We start from the raw sequence: 23,399 nt of genomic DNA, 5'->3' as shown, positions 1-23,399 counted from the left end.
GCGGAGAAAATATGTCGAAATATTACCCGGCGCAGATCAATATTAATAATAAAAAATGTGTGGTGGTCGGGGGTGGGAACGTTGCCTGGCGTAAGGTCTGTAGCTTGAAAAATGCCGGTGCAAAGGTAGTTGTGGTGTCTCCTGTGTTTTGTCCGGAGATGGAAAGGGAAGAAGGCATTGAACTCGTCGAACAGAAATATGACGAATATGTTTTGAATGGAGCAGTAATTGTAATTGCATCTACTGATGATGAAAAGGTGAATGAAAAAGTCTATCATGATGCAGTGAGAAAGGGGATGCTGGTGAATGTTGTGGATAAACCGGATTACTGTTCCTTTATTGTTCCGTCGTCTATTGTACGCGGAGATCTTTGTATTACCATTTCTACCGGGGGGTCAAGCCCTGCTTTTGCGCGCAATATACGGTTGCATCTGGAAAAACAATTTGGAAATGAATACAGTGAATTTACAGAACTTTTGTCAGAAATGCGGAGAAAAGTGCTTGGCGAGATTTCAGATGAAAAAATCAGGCGTGAAATTTTACAGCGAATTGCGGAGTGGGATATGTTTGATTTTTTTAAGGAAAAGGGCGTCGCTGAAACTAGAAATAAAATGCTGAATATTATTTCAGAGAAACATATTTGTAAATAATATATGTAAGATTTCTGTTAAAAATCTCTTTTTTCTTGCTTGAGTTTTTGCAAAGTGCTAATATTGATTTAAGAAAGAAATATGTTGTAACAATATACGTAAATACTTTAATGTGTTATGGTTATAATTAAAACGACTGGAGTGGCAATGGCAGAAAAAACAGTGAAACAAAAGATTGATTTAAACGAGCTAAAGTCCGGAGGATTTATAAAACAGACGCAAAAAGATCTTTTTACGGTTCGTTTAAAAGTTCCTGGTGGTAGAATTACCCCTGATAAAATGTTAAAGATTGCGGAAGTTGCGAAGAAATACAGTCGGTTGGGATATTGCCACCTGAGTTTCAGACAATCGGTGGAAATTATTGGGGTTCATATTGACGATTTCGATACGGTAGTAAAGGAGCTGGCGGAGGTAGGTCAAAAAATTGCTTCCTGCGGGCCTAGGGTCAGAGTTCCCACTGCATGTGGTGGTTGTGAATACAATCCGAATGGAATAATGGATACACAAGCAAAGGCGCTGGAAGTGGACGAAAAGTTTTTCGGCACGCCGTGTCATCATAAGTTCAAAATGGGTTTTTCCGGATGCCCGATTGACTGTACGAGAACGAGGGAGTCTGATTTGGGGTTTCAGGGTGTTGTTTATCCTGTGTGGACAGAAGATTTGTGCAATGGGTGTACCTTATGCGCAAAGGCGTGCCTGGAAGGTGCTATAGTTTCTGATAAAGAGGGAAAGCCTATATTTGACCAATCGAAATGTGTATATTGCGGCGATTGTATTAAGGCATGCCCGACGGATGCCTGGAAAGAAAAGAAAAAGGGCTGGCTGGTAAGAGTGGGAGGCAAGCATGGTAGGCACCCCCGTGAAGCGGATGTTGTTCTTGATTATTTACCTGATGAGAAAGTAAATGATTTTGCGAATGCCACAATCGAATGGTATAACAAAAATGGTAAAACGAAAGAAAGAGTTGGTGCATGTATTGACCGCGTAGGTTTGGATAAATTCAAAAAAGAAGTTGTTGGCGCTTTTACGAAAAGATAAAGGATTGTTATCAATGAGCAGGAAAAAAAAATTTGTCATATTTGCGCATAGTGGAACCTACGATAAGCTTTATCAGATTGTGACATTGGCTATTACTGCTGCTTCAATGGGAAGGGAAACGTACATTTTCCTCTTTTTTTGGGCATTGAAACGTTTTGTTAATGAAGAATTTTCTCCTGAAATTTTGGGTTCTGAATTTGGAGAGGAAGGCAAAGGGCTGGGGAATCGTATGGTCGGTCTGAACCCGGTACCGCTCAAAGAGCTATTGGAAGAGGTAAGGTCTCTTGGAAATTTAAAACTGTATGCATGTTCGGGAGCCGTGAAGCTAATGGATCTTGAAGAAGTAAAAGTAAAATCGAAAGTAGATGATATTCTTGGCTTGACAACAATAATAGAAATTGCTGATGGAGCAGAAACACAATTGTTTATTTGATGTATGCAGGTTGGGATATTAAAAGATAACTATATGCCCCGAAAAGTACGTTGCAATTCAATTTTGGAGAGAATTGGAAACACGCCGCTTATCAGGATTAACAAAATTGCAAAGGAATTGCAGAAAAGGAACGTAGAAATTTACGTTAAAGCAGAATGGTTTAACCCTGGAGGCTCTGTAAAGGATCGTCCTGCGTTACGAATTGTCGAAGATGCTGAAAAATCGGGGAAGTTGAGCGGCGATAAAGTATTGATAGATTCGACTTCAGGGAATACCGGCATAGCATATGCGCTTATTGGTGCAGTAAAAGGATACGAGGTTAATTTGGTAATGCCCTTAAATGTGAGCGAGGAAAGAAAACGAATCGTATCTGCTTTCGGGACAAAAACCATATACACGGATCCATTATTAGGTTCTGACGGCGCTATGAATGAAGCCAAGAGGCTGGTCAACGAAACCCCGGCAAAATATTTTTATGGCAATCAGTACAATAACCTTTCAAATTGGATGTCACACTATGAAACAACCGGTGTTGAAATATGGAAGCAGACAGAGGGTAACGTAACCCATTTTATTGCTTGTTTGGGAACGAGCGGCACGTTAATGGGTACGGGAAAAAGGTTGAAGAAATTTAACTCAAATATTCAGGTAATATCGGTTGAACCCGCGACTTCCATTCACGGACTGGAAGGAATGAAGCATATGGAAACTTCGATTACTCCTGGCATTTACAATGAGGATTTCCCCGATAGGAAAATGTATGTTGAAACAGAAGATGCGTATAAATTGGTAAAGAGGCTTGCCGCAGAGGAGGGATTTTTTGTCGGGTATTCTTCTGGCGCCGCCCTTGCAGCATCGTTAAAGGTAGCGGATGAAATTAAAAATGGGATGATTGTGACAATATTTCCCGACAGGGGTGATAGATATCTTAGTACAAGTTTTTGGTAATTTGTGTACAGGCTTTTCTTAAGATTTGAGGTGCTGAGTAATTGTTGCACATCGGTAAAAATGAGTTAAACACTATTAAAAATGAGGTAATAAAGAACTACCCTTCAGAATGTTGCGGGTTATTAGTCGGCATGAATACTTCAGAAAAAAGAGTAGTAGAGGTACATACTGTTCAAAATAAAAATACTGAAAGAACGCAGGATAGATACGAAATATCCGGTAAGGATTTCATGAAAACAGACAGAAATGCTTCCAAAAAAGGATTACAAATTATAGGCATTTACCATTCACATCCCGATCATCCCGCAGTCCCTTCAGCATTTGACACAGAGAATGCATGGAGTGGTTATTCTTATGTGATCGTTTCTGTGGAAAAACGGAAAGATATTGAATTCAGGGCATGGGTTTTTGATGAAAAGAGAAAATTATTTATAGAAGAAAAAATTAATTGCATCGGGTAATTTTTACAATACATATTATTTTGTTATTTTTTGGGGATGTATAAGTGACAGAGAAAGAGGAATTTGTTCCGGATGATACAATTGATTTAAGGGGAGTGCTTTGTCCTATTAACTTTGTAAAAACAAAATTGAAATTGGAAATGTTGGATACCGGTCAAATTTTGGAAGTTATATTAGATGATGGAGAACCGATGAGAAGTGTTCCCAGAAGCATAAAGGAAGAAGGCCATAAAATAATTAAAGTAGAGAACTTGGATGATAGTTATAGAATCCTGATTAAGAAGGTCTGAAAATATCTTTTAGTTTATCAAAATATCCTTGACTTTTCTTTTTGATATCTTTATGATTCGACCCTAAATATACGCTTGACTTGCACTGAATATGTACATCTGAAAGATATCCTATCTGTTGATTTTACAATTCAGTACTAACAGAAGCCGTTCTAAAGAAGAAACAGGACAAAAGCAATTTTAATTATTTTTACCATTCAAGCATTCGTCAGATTAAAGATAGTTTTTGATTATTTTATTAAATGTTGCGTATTAGATAGAGTGATCGATTACAAACCTGAGAAAATCAAATTCAATTGATTGAGGAGGTATTTATGGGATCAAAAAAAGATGAAAACAAATGCTGTGAATCAGGGAAAGAAGGGGGTATCTGGTTTACGATATCCCGCAGAAATTTCCTGACGTTAGCTGGTTGGGGTTTGTTCTTTGCTGCGATGGGGGCTTATTTAGGCCAATTGTTTGGTTATAAGGGGTTCTTCTATCCAAAAGTTCTTTTTGAACCGTCGCCAAGGTTTTCTGTTGGCGAACCGAAAGCGTTTCCGGCTGGCTCGGTTACTACTTTGAAATCGAGGAAAATATTTGTTGTTCGTGACGCAGATAGTTTTAAAGCAATTTCTGTTGTTTGTCAGCATCTTGGTTGTGCAGTAGAGTTTTCAAAAGAAAAAAATATATTCGAATGTCCATGCCATGGAAGCAAATATTACCGTAACGGTGTAAATTTCGCGGGGCCAGCGCCGCGGCCATTAGATCATTTTCAGATGATACTTGACGATAATGGAAAATTGGCTGTTGATACAAGCGTGAAAGTACCGTTAGAGACAGAGTTAATTGTGTAGGATTTTTTTTTGGATTTATTTAGAAAGATACTTCAATGACTCAAACAACAATACCAGAGCAAGGAATACGTGCACTTTTAGATTTGGATTGGTTGAGAGAAAACATACGTTGCCAGCACCGTTGTCCGGCGCATATGGATGTACCGGGATATATACGATTAATTAGCCAGGGTAAGTTTGAAGAATCTTACAGACTTATGAAGGAAACAAACCCTTTTCCCGCGGTGTGTGGTTACGTCTGCCCCCATCCATGTGAATCTAAATGCAAGCGCGGGGATTTTGACCGGCCTGTTGCTATCGATGCTTTAAAGAGATTTGTCACTGATTATGTTTTTAAAAATAAAATAAAAATTCCTGCTCCGGCGATAGTGAAGAAAAAAGAGAAGATAGCGATTATAGGAGCTGGACCGGCGGGGTTGACTGCGGCTTTTGACCTTGCAGGGATGGGATATAAAGTGACCGTATTTGAAAAAGAAGCCCAGGTAGGCGGTATGATGATGTGGGCTATTCCATCTTATAGGTTGCCTCGCGAGCAGATTATATTTGATGTTAGCCATATTTTAGAAAGAGGCGTGCAAATAAAGACAAACACTCCAATTGGAGGCAAAGGCAAGTCTTTTTCTGATTTACTGGAAATGGGATATGATGCGGTGTTTATTGCTGTAGGTGCGCAAATTGGCAAACGCCTTGAAATAGCAGGGGAAGAAGGTACTGATGGTGTAATGGATTGTCTTGTATTTTTGAAAAATGTTAGTGCTGGTGATACAAGGAAACCCGGTGAAAATATCGTTGTAATTGGCGGCGGCAATTCTGCCGTAGATGCTGCAAGAACTGCAAAGCGGCTATCCAAAAATGTTTCCATTGTTTATAGAAGAACCAGGGAAGAGATGCCTGCATTGTCGTGGGAGGTTGAAGAAGCTGAGCACGAAGGGGTGGATTTCCACTTTTTGGCTGCTCCTGTGAAAATTGTAACCGAGAATGGGAAGGCAAAAGGTTTGGAATGTATCAAGATGCAGTTGGGAAAACCAGATGAAAGCGGAAGAAGAAGGCCGGAACCTATTCCAGATTCTACTTTTGTGATTGATACGGACTGTGTTATTTCAGCGATTAGCCAGGAACCGGACTTGAAATTTTTAGGCGATAAACATGGTTTGAAAGTTAATAAATGGGGAACTATTGCCGTTGACGGAAATCTTGCAACAAGTAAAAAAGGGGTTTTCGCGGGAGGAGATGTAACGTTAGGTCCAAGCACAATAATCGAATGTATAGCACAGGGCCATATAGCTGCCAATTCTATTAACAGGTTTATAAGCGGTGAATCTTTGAAGGAACCTAAGAAAAAAGTTTGGGTAACGCTTCTTGATAGTGAAATTGATTTGCGGGAAGAAAATTACGATGCAACTCCCCGGCAAGACATGCAATTGTTGCCAGAACACGAAAGGGAAGGCAGTTTTGATCTTGTGGAGCTTGGCTTAGATGAATTTCAGGCGGCAAGGGAAGCAAACAGATGTCTTAAGTGTGACCTTACGATAAATGTTGAAACAAATGAATGCGTGTTGTGCGGGCGTTGCAGCATGGTGTGTCCTGTAGGCGCTCTTAAGCAAGTTGATGCATTTGACCAAAGTAAAGAACACAGGCCATTTATGAGCAAGGATGGTATTGTTGTTAAATATACTGATAAGTGTATTCGTTGTGGAAATTGTAAAGATTGTCCGGTAAATGTGATATCTATGAAGCGGGTGTTATGGCAGCCCAATGAGGACGTTAATAAATTTCTATAAAGAAAGGGGGGAGGTTGGAGGGTATATTAATCATGAAAAGAGAGCATAAAGATAAAAGTATAGCTGAGAAGGGGATGTTTAAATGAAATCACTGAATGAATTAAAAAGACTGATTACGGAGAATGAAATTTGGAGATCTGTATTCCGGCATGGTTATGCAGATACCCCAAGGAACAGAGTCCTTCAGATAATCAGCAATGTATGGTTGCATTTGCATCCGGCGAAGGTGCGAGAACACGGTACAAAGATACGGTTCACTTGGTGCATGGGTGGGATTACGTTTTTCATTTTTCTATTTGAAGCATTGACTGGTATTTTGCTCATGTTTTATTATACACCAGATGTAAACAGGGCATATGCTGACACCGTAGATTTGATGTATGTGGTGCCATTTGGGAGATTTTTAAGAAATTCTCATCGCTGGGGCGCTCATGCAATGGTTATTACCGTGAGTATTCATATGTTGCGAGTGTTTTTGACAGGCTCTTACAAACCGCCGCGCCAGTTCAATTGGGTGGTGGGTGTTTTTTTGCTAGTGTTAACATTTTTGCTGAGTTTTACTGGTTATTTGTTACCGTGGGATCAATTGGGATATTGGGCTATTACTGTTGGCACAAACATGGCTAGGGCGACCCCCTTGTTAGGACATGAAGGTCCCTTTGCTTATATTTTGGGAATGGAGGCAAGTAATGATATCCGATTTGCCTTATTGGGAGGCACATCAATTGGAGCCCCTGCGTTATTGCGTGCTTATGTGTGGCACTGTATCGGTATACCTGTTATCGCCTCTGCTCTTATGATGGTTCATTTTTGGAGAGTTCGTAAGGATGGCGGTATTTCTGGCCCGTTATAGTTTAAATTTTTGTTTCATCGGAATTTCAGAGGAGTAGTTCCATGGAAGTTAGTGAGCGAAGAAGTGTTTCTATTGAAATCAAAGATGATAAGGTCTTTACGTGGCCCAACTTGGTAGCTAAAGAGTTTTTGGCGGCTATCTTCGTTACCGTAGGGCTTCTTGTTTATTCATATTTTGTAGATGCGCCGTTACGTGAGTTGTCAAATCCAGGGCAAGCTGAAAATCCAGCGAAAGCGCCGTGGTATTTTTTGGGATTACAGGAGGCTTTGGTTTATTTTGACCCTTGGTTTGCAGGTGTTGTACTTCCTAGTATAATTGTTTTAGGGTTAATTGTGATACCATACATTGATAACAATCCCAAGGGGAACGGTTATTATACATTCAGGGAAAGAAAGTTTGCAGTAAGTGCTTTCATGTCTGGTTATATATTCTGGTATATTTTGATTTATATCGGAACAGCATTAAGAGGGCCTTTTTGGTCTTTCTTTTGGCCGTGGGAAGAATGGACGCATGATTTTCCAACGCCTCCGCCTTTACATGATATGCCGTTGCCGGTAGGTGTGGCATTGTTGTTAGGCTTTTATTTCGTTGGATTAGTTGTTCCCGTTTTAGTTAATCGTAATTTTTTTAATAGGATAGGCGTTATACGTTATGTCATAACGATGGGGCTTATGCTTACAATGATTGGCACTGTATTAAAAATGTTTTTAAGGCTTGCTTTTAATATTAAGTATATTATAGCGACACCTTGGATTAACATATGATTTTAATACAAAAAATATTTCTTATGGCAGGTGATTTATGAGCATACAAAGACTGATATTTTTTGTTTTTAGCAGCATGTTTTTTATCAGCACGCTTTTTTGGTTCAACGAAGAATTCAATCCTGAATGGAAGAATTATCAGGAAGAATATTACAAAGAAAAAGCAAAGGATGTTGAAAAGGAGTTTAATGCCGCGACTTCAGTACAGGAAAGGGAAATGTTGGGCAAGAGGCTAACCTCTTTGAAAAATCCAAAGTACGAAGTGAAGCAGATTCTTTTAAAAGGCGACTACGCGTGGACCGATGGCAAAAACGGCGATAAAGTTAACAGGTGTATAACATGCCACATTGATGAAGGGAAACTTGTGGCGGCTCATCCTAACACAAAATATTTTCCGTTTGATATTTACGGATGCGCTGTTTGTCACGGTGGAATAGGTAGGGCGCTTAGTGAAGAAATGGCGCATGAAGGTATGGTTGTCGGCAGACGAGATATGTTGAAAAAGCTGGAAACTGCAGAACCTTTGTTTGAATTTTGGGATGAACTTGCAACGTTAACTCCGGAAGAGAATGACCCTAATCAGAGAATTGAAATGGGGGACTTCAAGCGTTTTGGCATAACGGGCGATAAAAATATCTTTGTAGGGAGCGAAAAGTGTTTGAAGTGCCATATCGGGTTAACCTCTCCGCATGTTGAAAGATGGCAGCGTATAAAATTTAAGACTTTCGAAAAAGTAAAAAAGGCGCCTGATTATATCGCGGGGAATGAGGCATACAGAACAACATGTTTGAAGTGCCATACAACTGGGTATGATGCAGATACCGGTACTTACTCAGAAGAAGGGGTAACATGTGAAGCTTGTCACGGTGCAGGTGAAACATATGCACATTTCATGGAAGTTGGTAAGGCTCCCGAAGGGCAGAAGATCGCGAAAATAGGCACGTTTGGGACCGTTTATAACATTTGTGGGCCTTGTCATCATACAAGAGGCCACGAAATGCGCTTGAAATTTTTTCAGGAATATGACAAAGGTGATGAATGGTTTTTCCCGGAACATACAGAACCATATAAAACAACTGCAATTGATGATATAGGCTTGCAAGAATTCAAACGCCCTAAAATGCATTGACATTTTCAAAGAGTTAAACAGTAAAACGGATCTTTTTACGATATATTATAATGCTGGATTTAGTGGAAGAGGAGGCAAGATAATGAAGTTTCACAGGATGGGAGCGGTACTACTCGCTATCCCTTTTTTAATGTGTGTCTTTTTTTTAAATGTTAAAGAAGTGAAGGCAGAGGCAGATTTAAAGGAATTACAAAAAAAAGCAACCAGTTACTATGAGATTCTATATCCAAATGAACCATTGCCAATGTGGGATTGGCTCGGGGCTAATGTTGGACTGGAAAAGGGTGCAGGGCCTTGGATGGAGTTATATAAACCGGTGCCATTGCAGATGTATTGGTTCCCAGGGAGGCACTATGTGAAACCAGATGGTACTTATTATGACCAACTTTTAGAGAGGTTTAAACCTACTGATTGTGTTGCGTGCCATGAGGAAGTTACGCCTGGATTTGTGAATGACTGGAAGGATTCGACACACGCGAATCCTAAAAAATCCCCGCGATTTGCAGAAAAAACGCAACAAATAGAAAAACTTATTGGTCGTGAATTAAAAGAGGTTACCTGTAGCGATTGCCACGGGAAAGATCATAATGAGTTGCATATGCCTACGCCTGCTCATTGCGGTGAATGTCACCCAAAGGAAGTAACCGAATTTATGGGTGAAAGAGAACGTGGCAGACCTAATCACATTGACGGCCTTATGGCAAATGTGGTTCCTCCTTGGTATCCTGAGATGTTCAGGAGGGGCTATCCGGCAGCACAATTCGGTTGCGATTTGTGTCATGCGACAGACCGTTGCAACATATGTCACACAAGGCACAAATTCGCAGCAGCGGAAGGCCGGAGACCAGAAGCCTGTATGAGTTGCCACATGGGTTTTGATCATCCGGATGCTGAATCGTATAGCGAATCGAAGATGGGATATATTTATCACATGGAAGGCGAACACTGGGATTGGGAAAAGCCTTTGGCTGAGGTAGTTCCTGGCAAAGATTATAGAACACCCACGTGTCAGTTTTGTCATTTTGACCAGGGAAATGGAACATTTGCACATAATCCTGTCACTAAAGGTGTATGGAGGATGGGAACTGTCCCTCCTAAAGGGATTGAGTATAAATCATCATTAAAGGATTATCCTTACGGTATCAATTTACCGCCGATGAACTATAAACTAGACGTTTATTCTCCTGAAAACAAAAAGAGATCTGACCAATGGGTTAATGTATGCAGTAAGTGCCATAGCCCTAGGTTTGCAAGGTTGTATAGGGAGAATTTAGACGACTTTATGTTTGAAATGTGGAGATTGCAGGACAGAGCACAGGGAGTGCTTGATGAAATAGTAGCGCTTGATGCATTTGAAGTACCTATTAAGAAAAGAGATATCTTCCCACTCGGTGATATTCTTGCTGATGCGCTAGGGCCAGGCCTGTTAGGTGAAGCTGTATATAGTGCTTTTAAAACTACTGGTGGGAAAGTACCTGTAATAGGACCTATTTTGGGGCTATATGGATTATTTATGACAGGAAAGAACAATCCTTCCCAGATAGAATTAGAATATGCAAGTATGTGGTTTGGTGACAAGGCGCATGCCTATAAGGGTGTTGCTCACGGACAGCAAGATATTGCATGGTGGTATGGAGCAGCAAAGGTGTATCAAGGGATTAACAAGTTGGAGAGTCAGGCAGAACAACTTAAGAAATTAAAGAAATTAGACGAGTTATTGGAGTCAAAGAAGAGAAAAGGTCTTGCCGGTATTTTAGGCAGTATTATTGGTGGCGTTGCTGTACTTATGATTGGCGCTGCCATTTGGAAAAAGAGACGTGATACATCACAACAGTAATGTATAAAATTGAGTGATAATTTTAAAAAAAGGCATCTTGAAAGATGCCTTTTTTTATTTTATTTTGCAATTATTAAACGCACGTTCTCAAACTCCCAGACTGGGTCAAAAGAGTCTTTTTGTACCAAAAATAGTGATGAACCTTCACATATTGCCTGTTTTGCTTCTGGACAGTGGTATTATGTAGAATGGGTTAAACGGAGCAGACACATCGATTATTACTTCTACGCTTGTAGCGCGAAGTGTAACTTTGTGCGTAACGAACCAATCAATTCGTTCTACAATGCTGGCATAGTCAAAACCAAACAAGCAGAAAATATGAATGGGGAACAACAGATTTCACAGATTAAAAAAATTTTAGAATTTCAGATTTCACCATTAAATATTTTGCCAAAAAATGCAAAGAAATTACTGATAAGGTTACTAGACGTTACATTTTCACTATTAGCGTAACTGAAATATCATCTTAGAACATGTTAAAAAAATTAAGAGAATCTGTTTCATCTTCCATTCAATTTGGTGCGTTTTGCTACAATTTCAAATCTGAAGTTGAAGCATACAACAAATCAAAAGTTATTTTACTTGGGGTGCCATATGATGGAACCGTTTCATATCAATCTGGCGCAAAAAAAGGACCAAATGCTATATTAGAAGCATCTGTTAACATCGAACCATACGACGATGAATTGGGAAATATTTTTAAAATCGGAATTTTTACTGCAGGCAATTTAAATATTGAAGAATTTTATACTAATGAAAAAAGAGTTATGGAAGAAATATTTACTTGCAGTAGAAAGGTGATAGATGATAATAAATTTTTGGTGATCCTGGGTGGTGAGCATTCAATATCCCAAGGTGCGATAAAGGCATATAAAAGTAAATATAAAAAATTATCCGTACTTCAGTTAGATGCTCATTTAGATTTGCTAAATGAGTTTGGCGGTAGCAAATATAATCATGCGAGTGTAATGAGAAGAGTTGTTGAAGATATAGGCTGCAGGGTAACAAGTTTTGGTGTCAGGGTAACTTCGCAGGAAGAATTGGAATTTGTGAAAAAAAATAAAAAATCTGTTTCGGTATTTTATGCCAGGAATATTTACAACAATGATTTATGGCATGATGAAGCATTGAAAACTTTAGAAGAAAATGTCTATATAAGTTTAGATGTTGATGGTTTAGATATTTCTATAATGCCTGCTACCGGTACACCAGTTCCAGGGGGGATTGGGTGGTATCAGACAATAGATTTTTTAAGGAAAGTTTATGAGGAGAAAAATGTTGTTGGATTCGATATTGTAGAGTTAAAACCAAACATAGGGAATGAAGCTCCAAATTTTTTAGCAGCGAATCTTGTTTACAAAAATATTGGTTTTTACAAAAAATATTCCAGACAATAACATTGAAAAGACAGTGCCAATAAATAAAGGTATTACGATTTTACCCACTCGAAATGAGGAAGAGCCAAAAAATACATTATTACATATTATTTTCACTCTTTAACCTTGACGTCTTTTGCACATCTAAATCCTATTGCCATATTGAATAAATCAGGCCGCTCTGATTTTCTTTCTGTAACTCGGACTTGAAAAGGTCTTGAAAATCTTGAGCCGCCACGAATAAGTTTCCGTTCACCTTTTTCCGGACCTGTCGGATTAATTGAAGGAGAATATTGATAATACGTGCTTGAAAACCAATCATTGCACCATTCGAATACGCTTCCGCTCATGTCATAGCAACCATACATGCTTTTGCCGGATTCAATGCTTCCAACAGGCATGGGTTCTCCGCTCAAGTTGCATCTTGTGTGATCCCATTCATTGCCCCATGGGAATGCCCTTAAATCCAATCCCCTCGCAGCCTTTTCCCATTCCGCTTCAGTGGGCAGTCTCTTCCCCTTCCATGCGGCATAGGCATACGCATCATACCAATCAATTCTTGCCACCGGATAATCCGGCACATTGTAATACTCATCTTCCCAATATCTGGGTTTGTGGTCTTTACCGATTGGTTCATCCTTGAAACATTTGCTATGGTCATTTGTCTCTTCTATATACTTTACAAATTCCCAGTATTGTGCATTTGTAATTTCGTAACGATCTATTTCATACGCATCCAAATATACGACATGCTCAGGTTGAGAAACATCGCGTGCTTCATTTGTCCCCATACTGAATTTGCCAGCCGGTATCAGAACGGTATCATGTTTTTTGTTTTGAATTTCAAGCGCCTTTTCCATTGCCTCGTCTCGCGATTTGTACTTTTCAATAACTTCAATTTTTTTCTGGTGAGCTTGTTTTAATAATGCAATGTAACTCCGCACTTCAGTGATGTCTTTACTGTCGGGAGCGAGAATGATATATTTTTGTAAGTGGTCAACGGCACGGTCCACATCCCCTAGTTTACTATAGAGCCATCCCATATTGTAATGCAGCCCGGGAAGATCTGGATAAAGTTCTTCAGCTTTCAGATATGATTTTAAAGCTAAATCATATGATTCGTTGTCACAATGCGTATTTCCTTCCTGATAATATTTAGCAGCAAGAGACATGTTACGTTCTAAATCAGCGGGATCTTTTATTGCAGAGAGTCTTTCTATGGGTATTAACTTTTCTCCATGTTCAACACAAAATTTTTCATTGCCAGATCCCTCTTTTTTACAAACAGGACAGACTAACTTGCCGGCAGTATCTGACAATACGGTCCCGTCTTTCCCGCAAAACTTTTCATTGTTTTGGTAAAGTTCATTGCATGTCGGGCATATTTTAATAGTTACATTCAAAATTTGTTCATCTGCTTTAAGATCAATAAAATTTAACCATAGCAAAAAAAATGGTAATACAAAAAACCAATATTTTCTTTTTAATAAAAGTTTTAAAAATTTAATTGTTGTCGTGATGAAAGGCGCATATTTTTGTTTCATTTTGTTATCCAATATTTAATAAAATGTGTTTAACTTTTTCTATTTGCACTTGTAGCTCATCTTCTTTTTTCCGTTCTGTTTCGACGATTTGCGGTGGTGCTTTTGCTGCAAAATTTTCATTATTAAGTTTACGGCGTATAATGGTCAGATGGTTTTCCAATTGTTTTAAGTGCTTTAACTGCCGGTCTTTTTCTGCAAGTGGGTCCAATATGCCAGCAAGTAATACAAAGACCTGAAGATTGCCAATTACTTCACTTGCAGAATGGCTTGGTTTCTGTAATTCAATCCCCATATCCAATTCTTCAAGATTCGCCATTCTCTTTAACAGATTTGTATGTTCATGCAAATCGTATACAAAATCCCGGGGGTAAGAAATCACTGCCTTTAATCTTTGTTTATCCTTAATATCCATTTTGCAGCGTATATTTCTGATAGCTCTTATTATGTCCTGCAGGACAGGCATAATGTGTTCAGAAGTATCATCTGCAAATTGTTTACTGAATATTGGCCACCAGCTTGTTACAAGAGAACAACTAGCTGTCACTCCAATTTGAAGGGCAATTTTGTTATGCTGTGCAATACGGGTTAAATTATTCCATAGTTCTTCAGTGATAAATGGGATAAAGGGGTGCAGTAAATGTAACGTTTTGCCAAATATAATTGCAAGAGTTGTTTGAGCATTTTTTTTGTCGATTCTATTGTTAGCATTGTTTAAGCGATGTTTAACCATTTCCAAATACCAGTCACAGAATGTATGCCATGTGAAATCGTACATTTTCATTGCAGCATCGTTAAATTTATATTGGTCTAAAGAAGCAGTGCATTCTTCGATTGTAGTATTTAAACGGTTATGAATCCATTTATCTTCAAACGGAAGTGTCGTTATATCATAGGCTATTTCTTCGGGGTTTTCTTCATTTAGATTCATAAATATGAAGCGTGCCGCATTCCAAAGCTTATTGGTAAAATTTCTTCCCATCTCGAATTTGCTTTCAGATAGTTTGACGTCTTGCCCTTCTGTGGTAAGTATGATAATTGAGAAACGCACGGCATCCGCCCCATAACGGTCAATCATGAGAAGCGGGTCTATGCCATTACCCATGGATTTGCTCATTTTTCTTCCCTGTTCGTCGAGAATTGTTCCGTGAATATATACGTGCGAAAAAGGAACCTGTTTTACCATTTCAATTCCCATCATAACCATGCGCGCTACCCAGAAATAGATAATGCCTCTATCGGTGACAAGGGTTGATGTAGGGTAGTAATATGCCAATTCCGGAGTTTCTTTGGGCCAACCTAATGTTGAAAAAGGCCAAAGCGCCGAACTAAACCATGTATCAAGAACATCCTCGTCCTGTTTAAGGCGGGGGCTGTTGCATTTTGTGCATTGATTTATATCCTCAGTTGAAACGGAAATAGCACCACAGTCGTCACAATACCATGCTGGTATACGGTGTCCCCACCAGATTTGCCTTGATATACACCAATCTCTTACGTTATCTAACCAGCTTAAATAAACTTTTTCCCAGCGTTCCGGGTAAAAAGTGACTGATTTGTTTAAACTCGCTAGTATTGCGGCATCTGCAAGGGGGCGCATTTTAACAAACCATTGATTCGAAAAATACGGTTCAATGACGGTTTTGCATCGGTAGCAGTGGCCTACGGAATGTTTGTGAGGGATAATTCTATCGATGTGCTTTCTTAATTTTAAATCTTCTACCAATGCATTTCTGCACTCAAAACGATCCTGTCCATTGTAATCTCCCGCATTAATATTCATAGTTCCATCTTCGTCCATAACAACAATTGAAGGCAGGGCGTGCCGCATGCCTATTGCAAAGTCATTTGGATCATGTGCGGGAGTTACTTTTACTGCGCCTGTACCGAATGAAGGACTAACAAAGTCGTCTGCCACAACAGGCAGTTCCCTGCCCAATATAGGCAGCAGGAGGGTTTTGCCTATAAAATCTTTGTAGCGGTCATCCTTTGGATTGACAGCCACGGCAACGTCGCCAAGCATGGTTTCAGGTCTTGTTGTTGCCACAACGATATGTTGTTGTGGATTTTCCTTAAAAGAATATTTGATATGCCATAGATGTCCTTCGTGTTCTTCATGTTCAACTTCATCATCGGCCAGGGCAGTGCGGCACCTTGGGCACCAATTTATCATGTACTTGCCTTTATAAATCAGCCCCTTGCGGTAAAGTCTTACAAATGTTTCTTTCACTGCAGCGGAAAGGCCTTCATCCATGGTAAACCGCTCTCTCTGCCAGTCACAGGAACTCCCTAGTTTTTTTAATTGTTGAATGATAGTAGAGCCATATTGCTGTTTCCACTTCCAGACCTCTTCTATAAAACGTTCACGTCCTATGTCCTGACGTTTAATATTTTTTGAAGAAAGCTCCCGTTCAACTACATTTTGTGTTGCAATTCCCGCGTGGTCTGTACCCGGCATCCAAAGCACATTAAAGCCCTGCATTCTTTTCCATCGGATTAAAATATCCTGAATTATATTATTGAGAGCATGGCCCACGTGAAGGACGCCAGTGACATTCGGGGGGGGGATAACAATAGTGTAGGGTTTTTTTGAAGACGATGGTTCACTGTGGAAAAAACCGCTTTCTTCCCAAAAGCGGTACCATTTATCTTCAATTTCTTTTGGACTGTATTGTGATGGTAAATTGTTTTCCATATCGTAGCAAAAATGTTGAATAGTTATCTTTGTTTTAAAAGCTGTGAGGATTTTTTCGAGTTTGTCTTATAAAGCAGGATCAAAGTTGTTTTGCTTCATATTCTTTAATAAGTTTATATTCTATGCTGTCGACAAGCGCTTGCCAGCTTGCTTCAATAAGGTTTTCTGATACACCAACAGTACTCCAGACGTTTTCTTTATCCTTTGATTCTATGATCACCCTTACTTTTGCAGCGGTTGCACTGCGGGGATTTATAACTCTTACCTTATAATCGAGAAGTTTCATGTCCTTTAAAACGGGATAAAACCTCTCCAATGCTTTTCGTAATGCAGTATCTAATGCATTTACAGGACCAGACCCTTCACTGGCAGTGAGTTCCTGTGTGTTATTCACATTTATTTTAACGGTAGCTTCCGTTATCGGTAAACCATTTTCTCTTTTTTCGACAATTACCCTGAAACCTTCAAGTTCAAAGAATGACTTATATTTTCCGGTTTTCTTTCGTACCAGTAATTCAAAGGAGGCTTCCGCTGATTCAAGTTGATATCCTTTGTTTTCAAGATTTTGCACTTCTTCGAGGATCGACCTTAAAAGAGCGGTATCGTGTGTTAAATTAAATTTTTCTGTTTTGGAAAGAATTGTAGCGCTTCCTGAAAGTTCAGAGATCAATATTTTTCTTTTGTTACCGACCGATTCAGGATTGATATGTTCGTAAGTAACCTTGTTTTTTTGAATTGCATTGATATGTAAACCGCCTTTATGCGCAAAAGCGCTTGACCCGACAAAAGGTTGATTTGTGCGAAACAACAAATTTGCGGTTTCGTAAACGTAGCGTGATATTTCCGTCAATTTCCTAAGGCCATCGTTATGTAAACAGTGATATTCCATTTTTAAAACCAGATTAGGGATTACGGAACAGAGATCAGCATTGCCACATCGCTCGCCAATGCCATTGATTGTTCCCTGTGCCTGCCTCACCCCTTTGTTTACAGCCATAATTGTATTTGCAATTGCAAGGTCACCATCGTTGTGGGCATGAATACCTAATATGCATTTATTGCTTTTTCTGACTTCTTCAACAATGGTTGCAATTTCGTCAGGCAAACTGCCACCATTGGTATCGCATAAAACTATTACGTCTGCGCCTGCGGAACAGGCTTCATTAATAACTTTCAACGCATACCCGCGGTTGCTTTTGAATCCGTCAAAAAAATGTTCCGCATCAAAAAAAACCTCACGATTCCTGGATTTAAGAAATGAGATAGTATCCGTTACCATTTTTACATTTTCGTCTAACGTAGTTTTTAAAACATCGGTGACCTGAAAATCCCAGCTTTTACCCACAATAGTCACTACAGGGGTTTCGGCAAATAGAAGGGCATTCACATTTTTATCTTCTTCTGTGCGCACCCCAACTTTTCTTGTGCTGCCAAAAGATGCGATTTTGGAATGTTTTAAAGATAAAGATTTTACTTCTTTAAAGTACGATTCGTCCTTCGGATTGGCAATGGGAAATCCGCCTTCTATAAAATCTATGCCTAATTCATCTAATTTGACGGTTATTGCTAATTTGTCCTGTAACGAGAAGGAGACCCCTTCTGCCTGGCTTCCATCACGTAACGTTGTATCGTATATAAAGATTCTATCCATAATTAGTGTTGTTGTTACAATTTTTATTGACAAAAAATACCCCCATTTTCTATAGCAAAAAAAGAAAAATGGGGGGAGGTTTTTAGTGTGCCGGTTGAGAAAACTAAATGATTAACTAAATAGAGCGATTAATTATGTAAATGCTTAATAAATATTTAATTGGCGATAATATGTTGCATAACTATAAGTTACAATGAGGTTAAATGGTATCAGTGATAAAATATATTGTCAAGTTTAAAAGGCTAACGAGGTTTCTCTCTACATTTTATATGTTGGTGTTCGTTTTCCGGCAAAGTTTTTTTTGTTTTTAAGCAAGGGTTTTGAAGAAAAGTTTGTTTTCTTAATTGACCAAACTATGGGTATTTTTTATAATAAGAACCTTTATTATGCTGGTCAAAAATGAATGCAAAAAACTACGGAGGAAAACACTTTGCACACTGAACAAAAACAAAAAAACAGCCATCCTATGCCTCATGGACATAGCGAACATACTGAAACAATCAGACAGACATATGATCGTATAAAACATGATACATCAGGCAAACCTGCAATTGAATATATGAAAAATATGAAAAATCAGTTAAGGCTTGTGTTTTGGGAGACGACTGTTGGTTGTAATCTTGAGTGTATACATTGCCGCAGACTGGATGTAAGTACTACTCTTGCAAAAGACGATATGTCTACAAAAGAAGCCTTTGAATTTGTTGATGCTATAGTGGAAACGGGCAACCCGATTTTGGTACTGAGTGGAGGAGAACCTCTCTTTCGGCCGGATATATTCGATATCGCAAAACATGCGGTAAGCAGAGGGTTGAGCGTGGCATTGGCTACAAATGGCACACTTGTTGAAGACGATGTGGCAAGAAAAATTGTTGATGCGGGCATTGCAAGGGTTTCTATCAGCTTTGATGGCGCAGACGAAAAGACGCACGACAATTTTCGAAAAATACCCGGTTCGTTCAAACGTTCAATGGAAGGTTTTAAAAGATTGAAGAATCTGGGCATGAGCATGCAAATAAATTGCACGATTGCCAAGCATAATGTTGAACAAATAGATGACCTTTACAAATTGGCCTTAGATCTAGGTGCTGATGCGCTGCATGTTTTTATGCTGGTGCCTGTCGGTTGCGGGGTTCAGATTGCGGACGATCAAATGCTTCACCCCGCCAAATACGAAGAAGTACTTAATCATTTCTATGATTTATCAAAAGAAGCAAAAATCCAGACGAAGGCTACCTGTGCGCCGCATTATTTTCGTATTATGAGAGAACGGGCAAAAGAGGAAGGGATTACAATATCTCCCCAAACCCATGGTATGGCTGCTATGACAAAGGGGTGTTTAGCGGGTACAGGTGTTTGTTTTGTTTCCCATAAAGGAGAGGTTTTTCCCTGCGGTTATTTGCCGGTCGAAGCGGGACATGTAAAGAAACAAAAATTTGCGGATATCTGGAAAAGCTCTCCGGTATTTGAAAAGCTGCGAAATCCGGATTTGTTAGAGGGCAAGTGCGGGGACTGTGAATACAAAAAAGTCTGTGAAGGGTGCAGGGCCCGTGCATTTTACGATACAGGAAACTATTTGGCGGAAGAACCCTACTGTATTTATCAACCGAAACTTACGCGTACAAACGAAGGTTAGGTTTTAACAGCCACTTCATTTTTAACGTGGTTTAATCCGAATATTTTATGCACTGCATTTAATGCCCGTTCGGCGTGAGCCTCATCTATTATGCAGGATATTTTTATTTCTGAGGTGCTAATCATCTGTATGTTAATTTTTTCTTCAGCAAGGATGCTGAACATCTTTTCCGCTACACCGCAATGGCTCCGCATACCTATCCCCACTACGGATAGTTTGGCGATTTTTTCATCGTATAAAACCTCTGTTGCCCAGAGGTCCTTTTTTATCTTTTCTGCGGTTTCCAGCGCGTTTTTCAAATCACTTCGCGGTACTGTAAATGTTACATCAGCGCGTCCTTCGACACTTGCGTTTTGAATGATCATGTCCACGTTAATATTTTTTTTCGCGATCTCGTGAAATATTTTTGCCGCCTGGCCGGGAACATCAGGAATAGATCTGATAGTAATTTTTGCGTCGTTTTTGCTGACGGTTGCACCGCTTACAACAATGTTTTCCATATCATCAATCTCCTTACATATCAATGTTCCTTCAGAGTTGTTAAAACTTGAGCGAACGTATAAAGGCACATTGTATTTTTTTGCAAATTCTATCGAGCGTGAGTGCATTACCTGGGCGCCCAGGCTCGCAAGCTCTAAAATTTCATCATACGAGATTTTATTGAGTTTTCTGGCATTTGGCACCTTTCTTGGGTCAGCGGTATAAATTCCATCCACATCCGTAAAAATATCACATCTGTCTGCATGCAGAATAGATGCGAGGGCGACTGCCGTAGTATCAGAACCACCTCTTCCCAGGGTGGTTATGTTTTCATTTGCGTCAATGCCCTGAAAACCCGCTACAATAACAATGGAGCCATTATCTAATTCCTTGCGGATTCGGTCGGCATTAATGTTGCGGATTCGCGCCTTCGTGTGAAAACTATCCGTAACGATACCCACCTGACCACCGGTAAATGATATTGCAGGATACCCAAGCGCATGAATCGCCATTGCCATGAGGGCAATAGAAACCTGTTCGCCCGTTGATAATAACATATCCATCTCGCGTGTAGAAGGTTTATCAGTAATTTCATTTGCAAGTTCAATAAGCTCGTCAGTTGTTTGTCCCCTCGCAGAAACAACAACAATCACTTTATTCCCGGCATCATATGTTTCTGTAATTCGCCTGGCAGCAGCCTTTATGCGTTCAGCATTAGCAACAGAAGTACCTCCAAATTTTTGAACAATTAGTCCCATGAGTCGCTCTTATGATAAAAATGTAATGGTGAATATAGTATTGCCCTGTAAAAACATCTTTTTTTTGTAATTAGAGACGCACGCCCGTGCGTCTCTACATTCTGATTGCGGCTTTGTGTGCTATGAATAACTAAAAGAAAATTTTTATCAAGATTATAAAAAGAGTTAAACAAAGTCAAATCATTTTTAACGATAATAATAGCCAATAGTTTAATTGAGAAAGAGTACCTTATCAGTAATTTCTTTACATTTTCTGGCAAAATATTTAATGACCCCTTCTGCAGTTGACCAATGACCAATGACCAATGTCGGGAGGCTAAGTTGAGGTTTTAATAATAATTTCAATCTTAATTTGCCGACAGTAAATTGCCGATTGCCGACTGTAAAGTTTATGGAGGTGTTCAACCGCAGTCTTGCTAAGCAGGCAAAAATCTTTTATAGTTATGCGCATGCTGATTCATATTAAGAATACAAGCAGAAAAAACCATGTAACCATTTTTCCCGGAGGCATGCCAAAATGAGCAATCAACCGAACAAAGTTATTTATTCCATGAACAGTGTGAGCAAATTTTATGAAAAAAAACCCGTATTAAAAGATATCTCGCTTTCCTATTTTTACGGCGCTAAGATTGGCGTGCTTGGTTTAAATGGTTCTGGAAAGAGTTCTCTTTTACGCATAATGGCAGGAGTAGACGAGAATTATAACGGACAGGTAACGCTTTCACAGGGATATACAGTAGGGTTTCTTGAACAGGAACCCTTGCTTGACGAAACAAAAACGGCGCGTCAAATTGTGGAAGAAGGCGTCCAGGAATTGGTAGATCTCCACAATGAATATAACCGTATAAACGAACAATTTGCGGAACCAATGTCAGGCGATGAAATGAATGCCTTGATAGAGCGGCAGGGGGCGGTTCAGGAAAAGATTGACGCGCTTAATGCATGGGACCTTGATTCCCGCCTTGAAATGGCAATGGATGCGCTACGTTGTCCTGAAGGAAGTACAACGGTAAAGGTTTTATCAGGTGGAGAAAAACGGCGTGTGGCGCTTTGCAGATTGCTCTTAAAAAAACCGGACATCCTGCTTTTGGATGAACCGACGAACCACCTCGATGCTGAAACGGTTGCCTGGCTGGAGCAACACTTGCTGAAATATGAAGGAACGGTGATTGCTGTGACGCACGACCGGTATTTTCTTGATAATGTCGCCGGCTGGATATTAGAACTTGACCGCGGATATGGTATACCATGGAAGGGCAACTACTCTTCATGGCTTGATCAAAAACAGAAAAGATTGCAACAGGAAGAAAAACAAGAGACGGAACGGCAAAAGACGTTGCAACGCGAGCTGGAATGGATCCGGATGAGTCCGAAGGGACGGCACGCAAAATCAAAGGCGCGCATCAATTCTTATGAATCATTGCTTGCGCAACAAACCGAGAAACAAATAAAAGAACTGGAGATTTACATCCCGCCAGGACCGAGATTGGGGAATTTAGTTATAGAAGCGGATAAGGTTTTCAAATCATACGGAGACCGTATTTTGATAGAGGGCATGACGTTTTCCCTGCCGCGTGGCGGAATTGTCGGCATCATTGGCCCTAACGGCGCCGGGAAGACTACTTTATTCCGGATGATTACCGGACAAGAAAAGCCGGATAACGGAACAATCAGGATAGGGGAGTCGGTAAAACTCGCATATGCAGACCAGAGCCGTGAAACCCTCGATCCGAATAAAACGATATGGGAGACAATTTCCGGCGGCAACGACATAATTCAAATCGGCAGCAGAGAGGTCAACTCACGCGCATATGTGGCAAGATTTAACTTTTCAGGTGCGGATCAGCAAAAACCGGTTAACGCTATTTCCGGAGGGGAAAGAAACAGGGTGCATCTTGCCTGCATGTTAAAAGAAGGCGCCAACGTCCTCCTGCTCGATGAACCAACAAATGATCTTGATGTAAATACCATGCGCGCCCTTGAGGATGCGTTGGAAAACTTTTCCGGCTGCGCTGTGGTGATAAGCCATGAGCGCTGGTTCCTTGACAGGATTGCCACCCACATTCTTGCTTTTGAGGGGGATAGCAAGGTTGTCTGGTTTGAGGGAAACTATACAGAATACGAAGAAGAGAGAAAAAGACGCATTGGCTCCGCCTCCGACCAGCCTCATCGCATCAAATACAGACACTTAACACGGGCGTAATACCAACAACTTTAATATGGGTAAACCAGAACCAAATTA

Annotated in this window: 19 protein-coding genes; 15 read left to right on the top strand and 4 right to left on the bottom strand. The window is 39.9% G+C overall.

All coding sequences use genetic code 11. The features are described 5' to 3' along the window. Positions 1–11: 11 nt before the first annotated feature. The 13 genes from ABJL82_RS12485 to speB all read left to right on the top strand — a co-directional run bounded on the left by ABJL82_RS12485 (position 12) and on the right by speB (position 12,417). Positions 12–650 (top strand): bifunctional precorrin-2 dehydrogenase/sirohydrochlorin ferrochelatase, encoded by a 639-nt coding sequence (locus ABJL82_RS12485; RefSeq protein WP_347275021.1) that lies wholly within the window; start codon positions 12–14, stop codon positions 648–650. 147 nt (positions 651–797) lie between these two features. Then, positions 798–1,688: a 4Fe-4S binding protein gene (locus tag ABJL82_RS12480; protein ID WP_347275020.1), complete on the top strand. Its 891-nt coding sequence runs from the start codon at positions 798–800 to the stop codon at positions 1,686–1,688. A 13-nt stretch (positions 1,689–1,701) separates the two neighbouring features. Further along, a complete protein-coding gene (locus ABJL82_RS12475; RefSeq protein ID WP_347275019.1) occupies positions 1,702–2,121 on the top strand; it encodes a DsrE/DsrF/DrsH-like family protein in 420 nt (139 codons plus the stop codon). Positions 2,122–2,184: 63 nt separating this feature from the next. Next, positions 2,185–3,069, top strand: coding sequence for a cysteine synthase family protein (locus ABJL82_RS12470; protein WP_347275018.1), 885 nt, complete (start codon positions 2,185–2,187; stop codon positions 3,067–3,069). Positions 3,070–3,110: 41 nt separating this feature from the next. Further along, positions 3,111–3,530, top strand: coding sequence for a M67 family metallopeptidase (locus ABJL82_RS12465; RefSeq protein ID WP_347275017.1), 420 nt, complete (start codon positions 3,111–3,113; stop codon positions 3,528–3,530). 44 nt (positions 3,531–3,574) lie between these two features. Next, complete coding sequence (locus ABJL82_RS12460) at positions 3,575–3,820, top strand: sulfurtransferase TusA family protein (RefSeq protein ID WP_347275016.1); 246 nt, start codon at positions 3,575–3,577, stop codon at positions 3,818–3,820. 314 nt (positions 3,821–4,134) lie between these two features. Continuing rightward, complete coding sequence (locus tag ABJL82_RS12455; RefSeq protein WP_347275015.1) at positions 4,135–4,656, top strand: ubiquinol-cytochrome c reductase iron-sulfur subunit; 522 nt, start codon at positions 4,135–4,137, stop codon at positions 4,654–4,656. Positions 4,657–4,691: 35 nt separating this feature from the next. Then, positions 4,692–6,437, top strand: a complete 1,746-nt coding sequence (locus ABJL82_RS12450) for an FAD-dependent oxidoreductase (RefSeq protein WP_347275014.1) — start codon at positions 4,692–4,694, stop codon at positions 6,435–6,437. Between the two features lie 82 nt (positions 6,438–6,519). After that, entirely contained in the window at positions 6,520–7,290 is a 771-nt protein-coding gene (locus ABJL82_RS12445) for a cytochrome b N-terminal domain-containing protein (protein WP_347275013.1), read from the top strand. 41 nt (positions 7,291–7,331) lie between these two features. Then, positions 7,332–8,054 carry a hypothetical protein gene (locus ABJL82_RS12440; RefSeq protein ID WP_347275012.1) on the top strand — a complete coding sequence of 241 codons (723 nt, stop codon included), beginning with the start codon at positions 7,332–7,334 and terminating at the stop codon, positions 8,052–8,054. Positions 8,055–8,091: 37 nt separating this feature from the next. Further along, entirely contained in the window at positions 8,092–9,183 is a 1,092-nt protein-coding gene (locus ABJL82_RS12435; protein ID WP_347275011.1) for a multiheme c-type cytochrome, read from the top strand. A gap of 82 nt (positions 9,184–9,265) precedes the next feature. After that, complete coding sequence (locus ABJL82_RS12430) at positions 9,266–11,020, top strand: multiheme c-type cytochrome (RefSeq protein WP_347275010.1); 1,755 nt, start codon at positions 9,266–9,268, stop codon at positions 11,018–11,020. 473 nt (positions 11,021–11,493) lie between these two features. Further along, positions 11,494–12,417: an agmatinase gene (speB, locus tag ABJL82_RS12425; protein WP_347275009.1), complete on the top strand. Its 924-nt coding sequence runs from the start codon at positions 11,494–11,496 to the stop codon at positions 12,415–12,417. Positions 12,418–12,509: 92 nt separating this feature from the next. On the opposite strand, the gene ABJL82_RS12420 is transcribed toward speB, so the two are convergent. The 3 genes from ABJL82_RS12420 to cimA form a co-directional block, all read right to left on the bottom strand. Beyond that, positions 12,510–13,940, bottom strand: a complete 1,431-nt coding sequence (locus ABJL82_RS12420) for an SUMF1/EgtB/PvdO family nonheme iron enzyme (RefSeq protein ID WP_347275008.1) — start codon at positions 13,938–13,940, stop codon at positions 12,510–12,512. Positions 13,941–13,944: 4 nt separating this feature from the next. Continuing rightward, positions 13,945–16,632 carry a valine--tRNA ligase gene (locus tag ABJL82_RS12415; RefSeq protein WP_347275007.1) on the bottom strand — a complete coding sequence of 896 codons (2,688 nt, stop codon included), beginning with the start codon at positions 16,630–16,632 and terminating at the stop codon, positions 13,945–13,947. A gap of 79 nt (positions 16,633–16,711) precedes the next feature. Further along, positions 16,712–18,283, bottom strand: coding sequence for a citramalate synthase (cimA, locus tag ABJL82_RS12410; RefSeq protein ID WP_347275032.1), 1,572 nt, complete (start codon positions 18,281–18,283; stop codon positions 16,712–16,714). A 559-nt stretch (positions 18,284–18,842) separates the two neighbouring features. Here cimA and ABJL82_RS12405 point away from each other — a divergent pair. Then, entirely contained in the window at positions 18,843–19,919 is a 1,077-nt protein-coding gene (locus ABJL82_RS12405) for a radical SAM protein (RefSeq protein ID WP_347275031.1), read from the top strand. Here the strand turns inward: ABJL82_RS12405 and ABJL82_RS12400 are convergent. Further along, a complete protein-coding gene (locus ABJL82_RS12400; RefSeq protein WP_347275006.1) occupies positions 19,916–21,157 on the bottom strand; it encodes an aspartate kinase in 1,242 nt (413 codons plus the stop codon). The two genes, ABJL82_RS12405 and ABJL82_RS12400, sit on opposite strands and share 4 nt — an antisense overlap. 517 nt (positions 21,158–21,674) lie before the next feature. On the opposite strand from ABJL82_RS12400, the gene ettA reads away from it, so the two are divergent. Then, positions 21,675–23,360: an energy-dependent translational throttle protein EttA gene (gene ettA / locus ABJL82_RS12395; protein WP_347275005.1), complete on the top strand. Its 1,686-nt coding sequence runs from the start codon at positions 21,675–21,677 to the stop codon at positions 23,358–23,360. Positions 23,361–23,399: the final 39 nt, after the last annotated feature.

Source organism: Candidatus Kuenenia sp., assembly GCF_039794105.1.
Classification (GTDB): domain Bacteria; phylum Planctomycetota; class Brocadiia; order Brocadiales; family Brocadiaceae; genus Kuenenia.
Note: the sequence above shows the minus strand (reverse complement) of the source record. Positions and strands in the feature narration are given on the sequence as shown.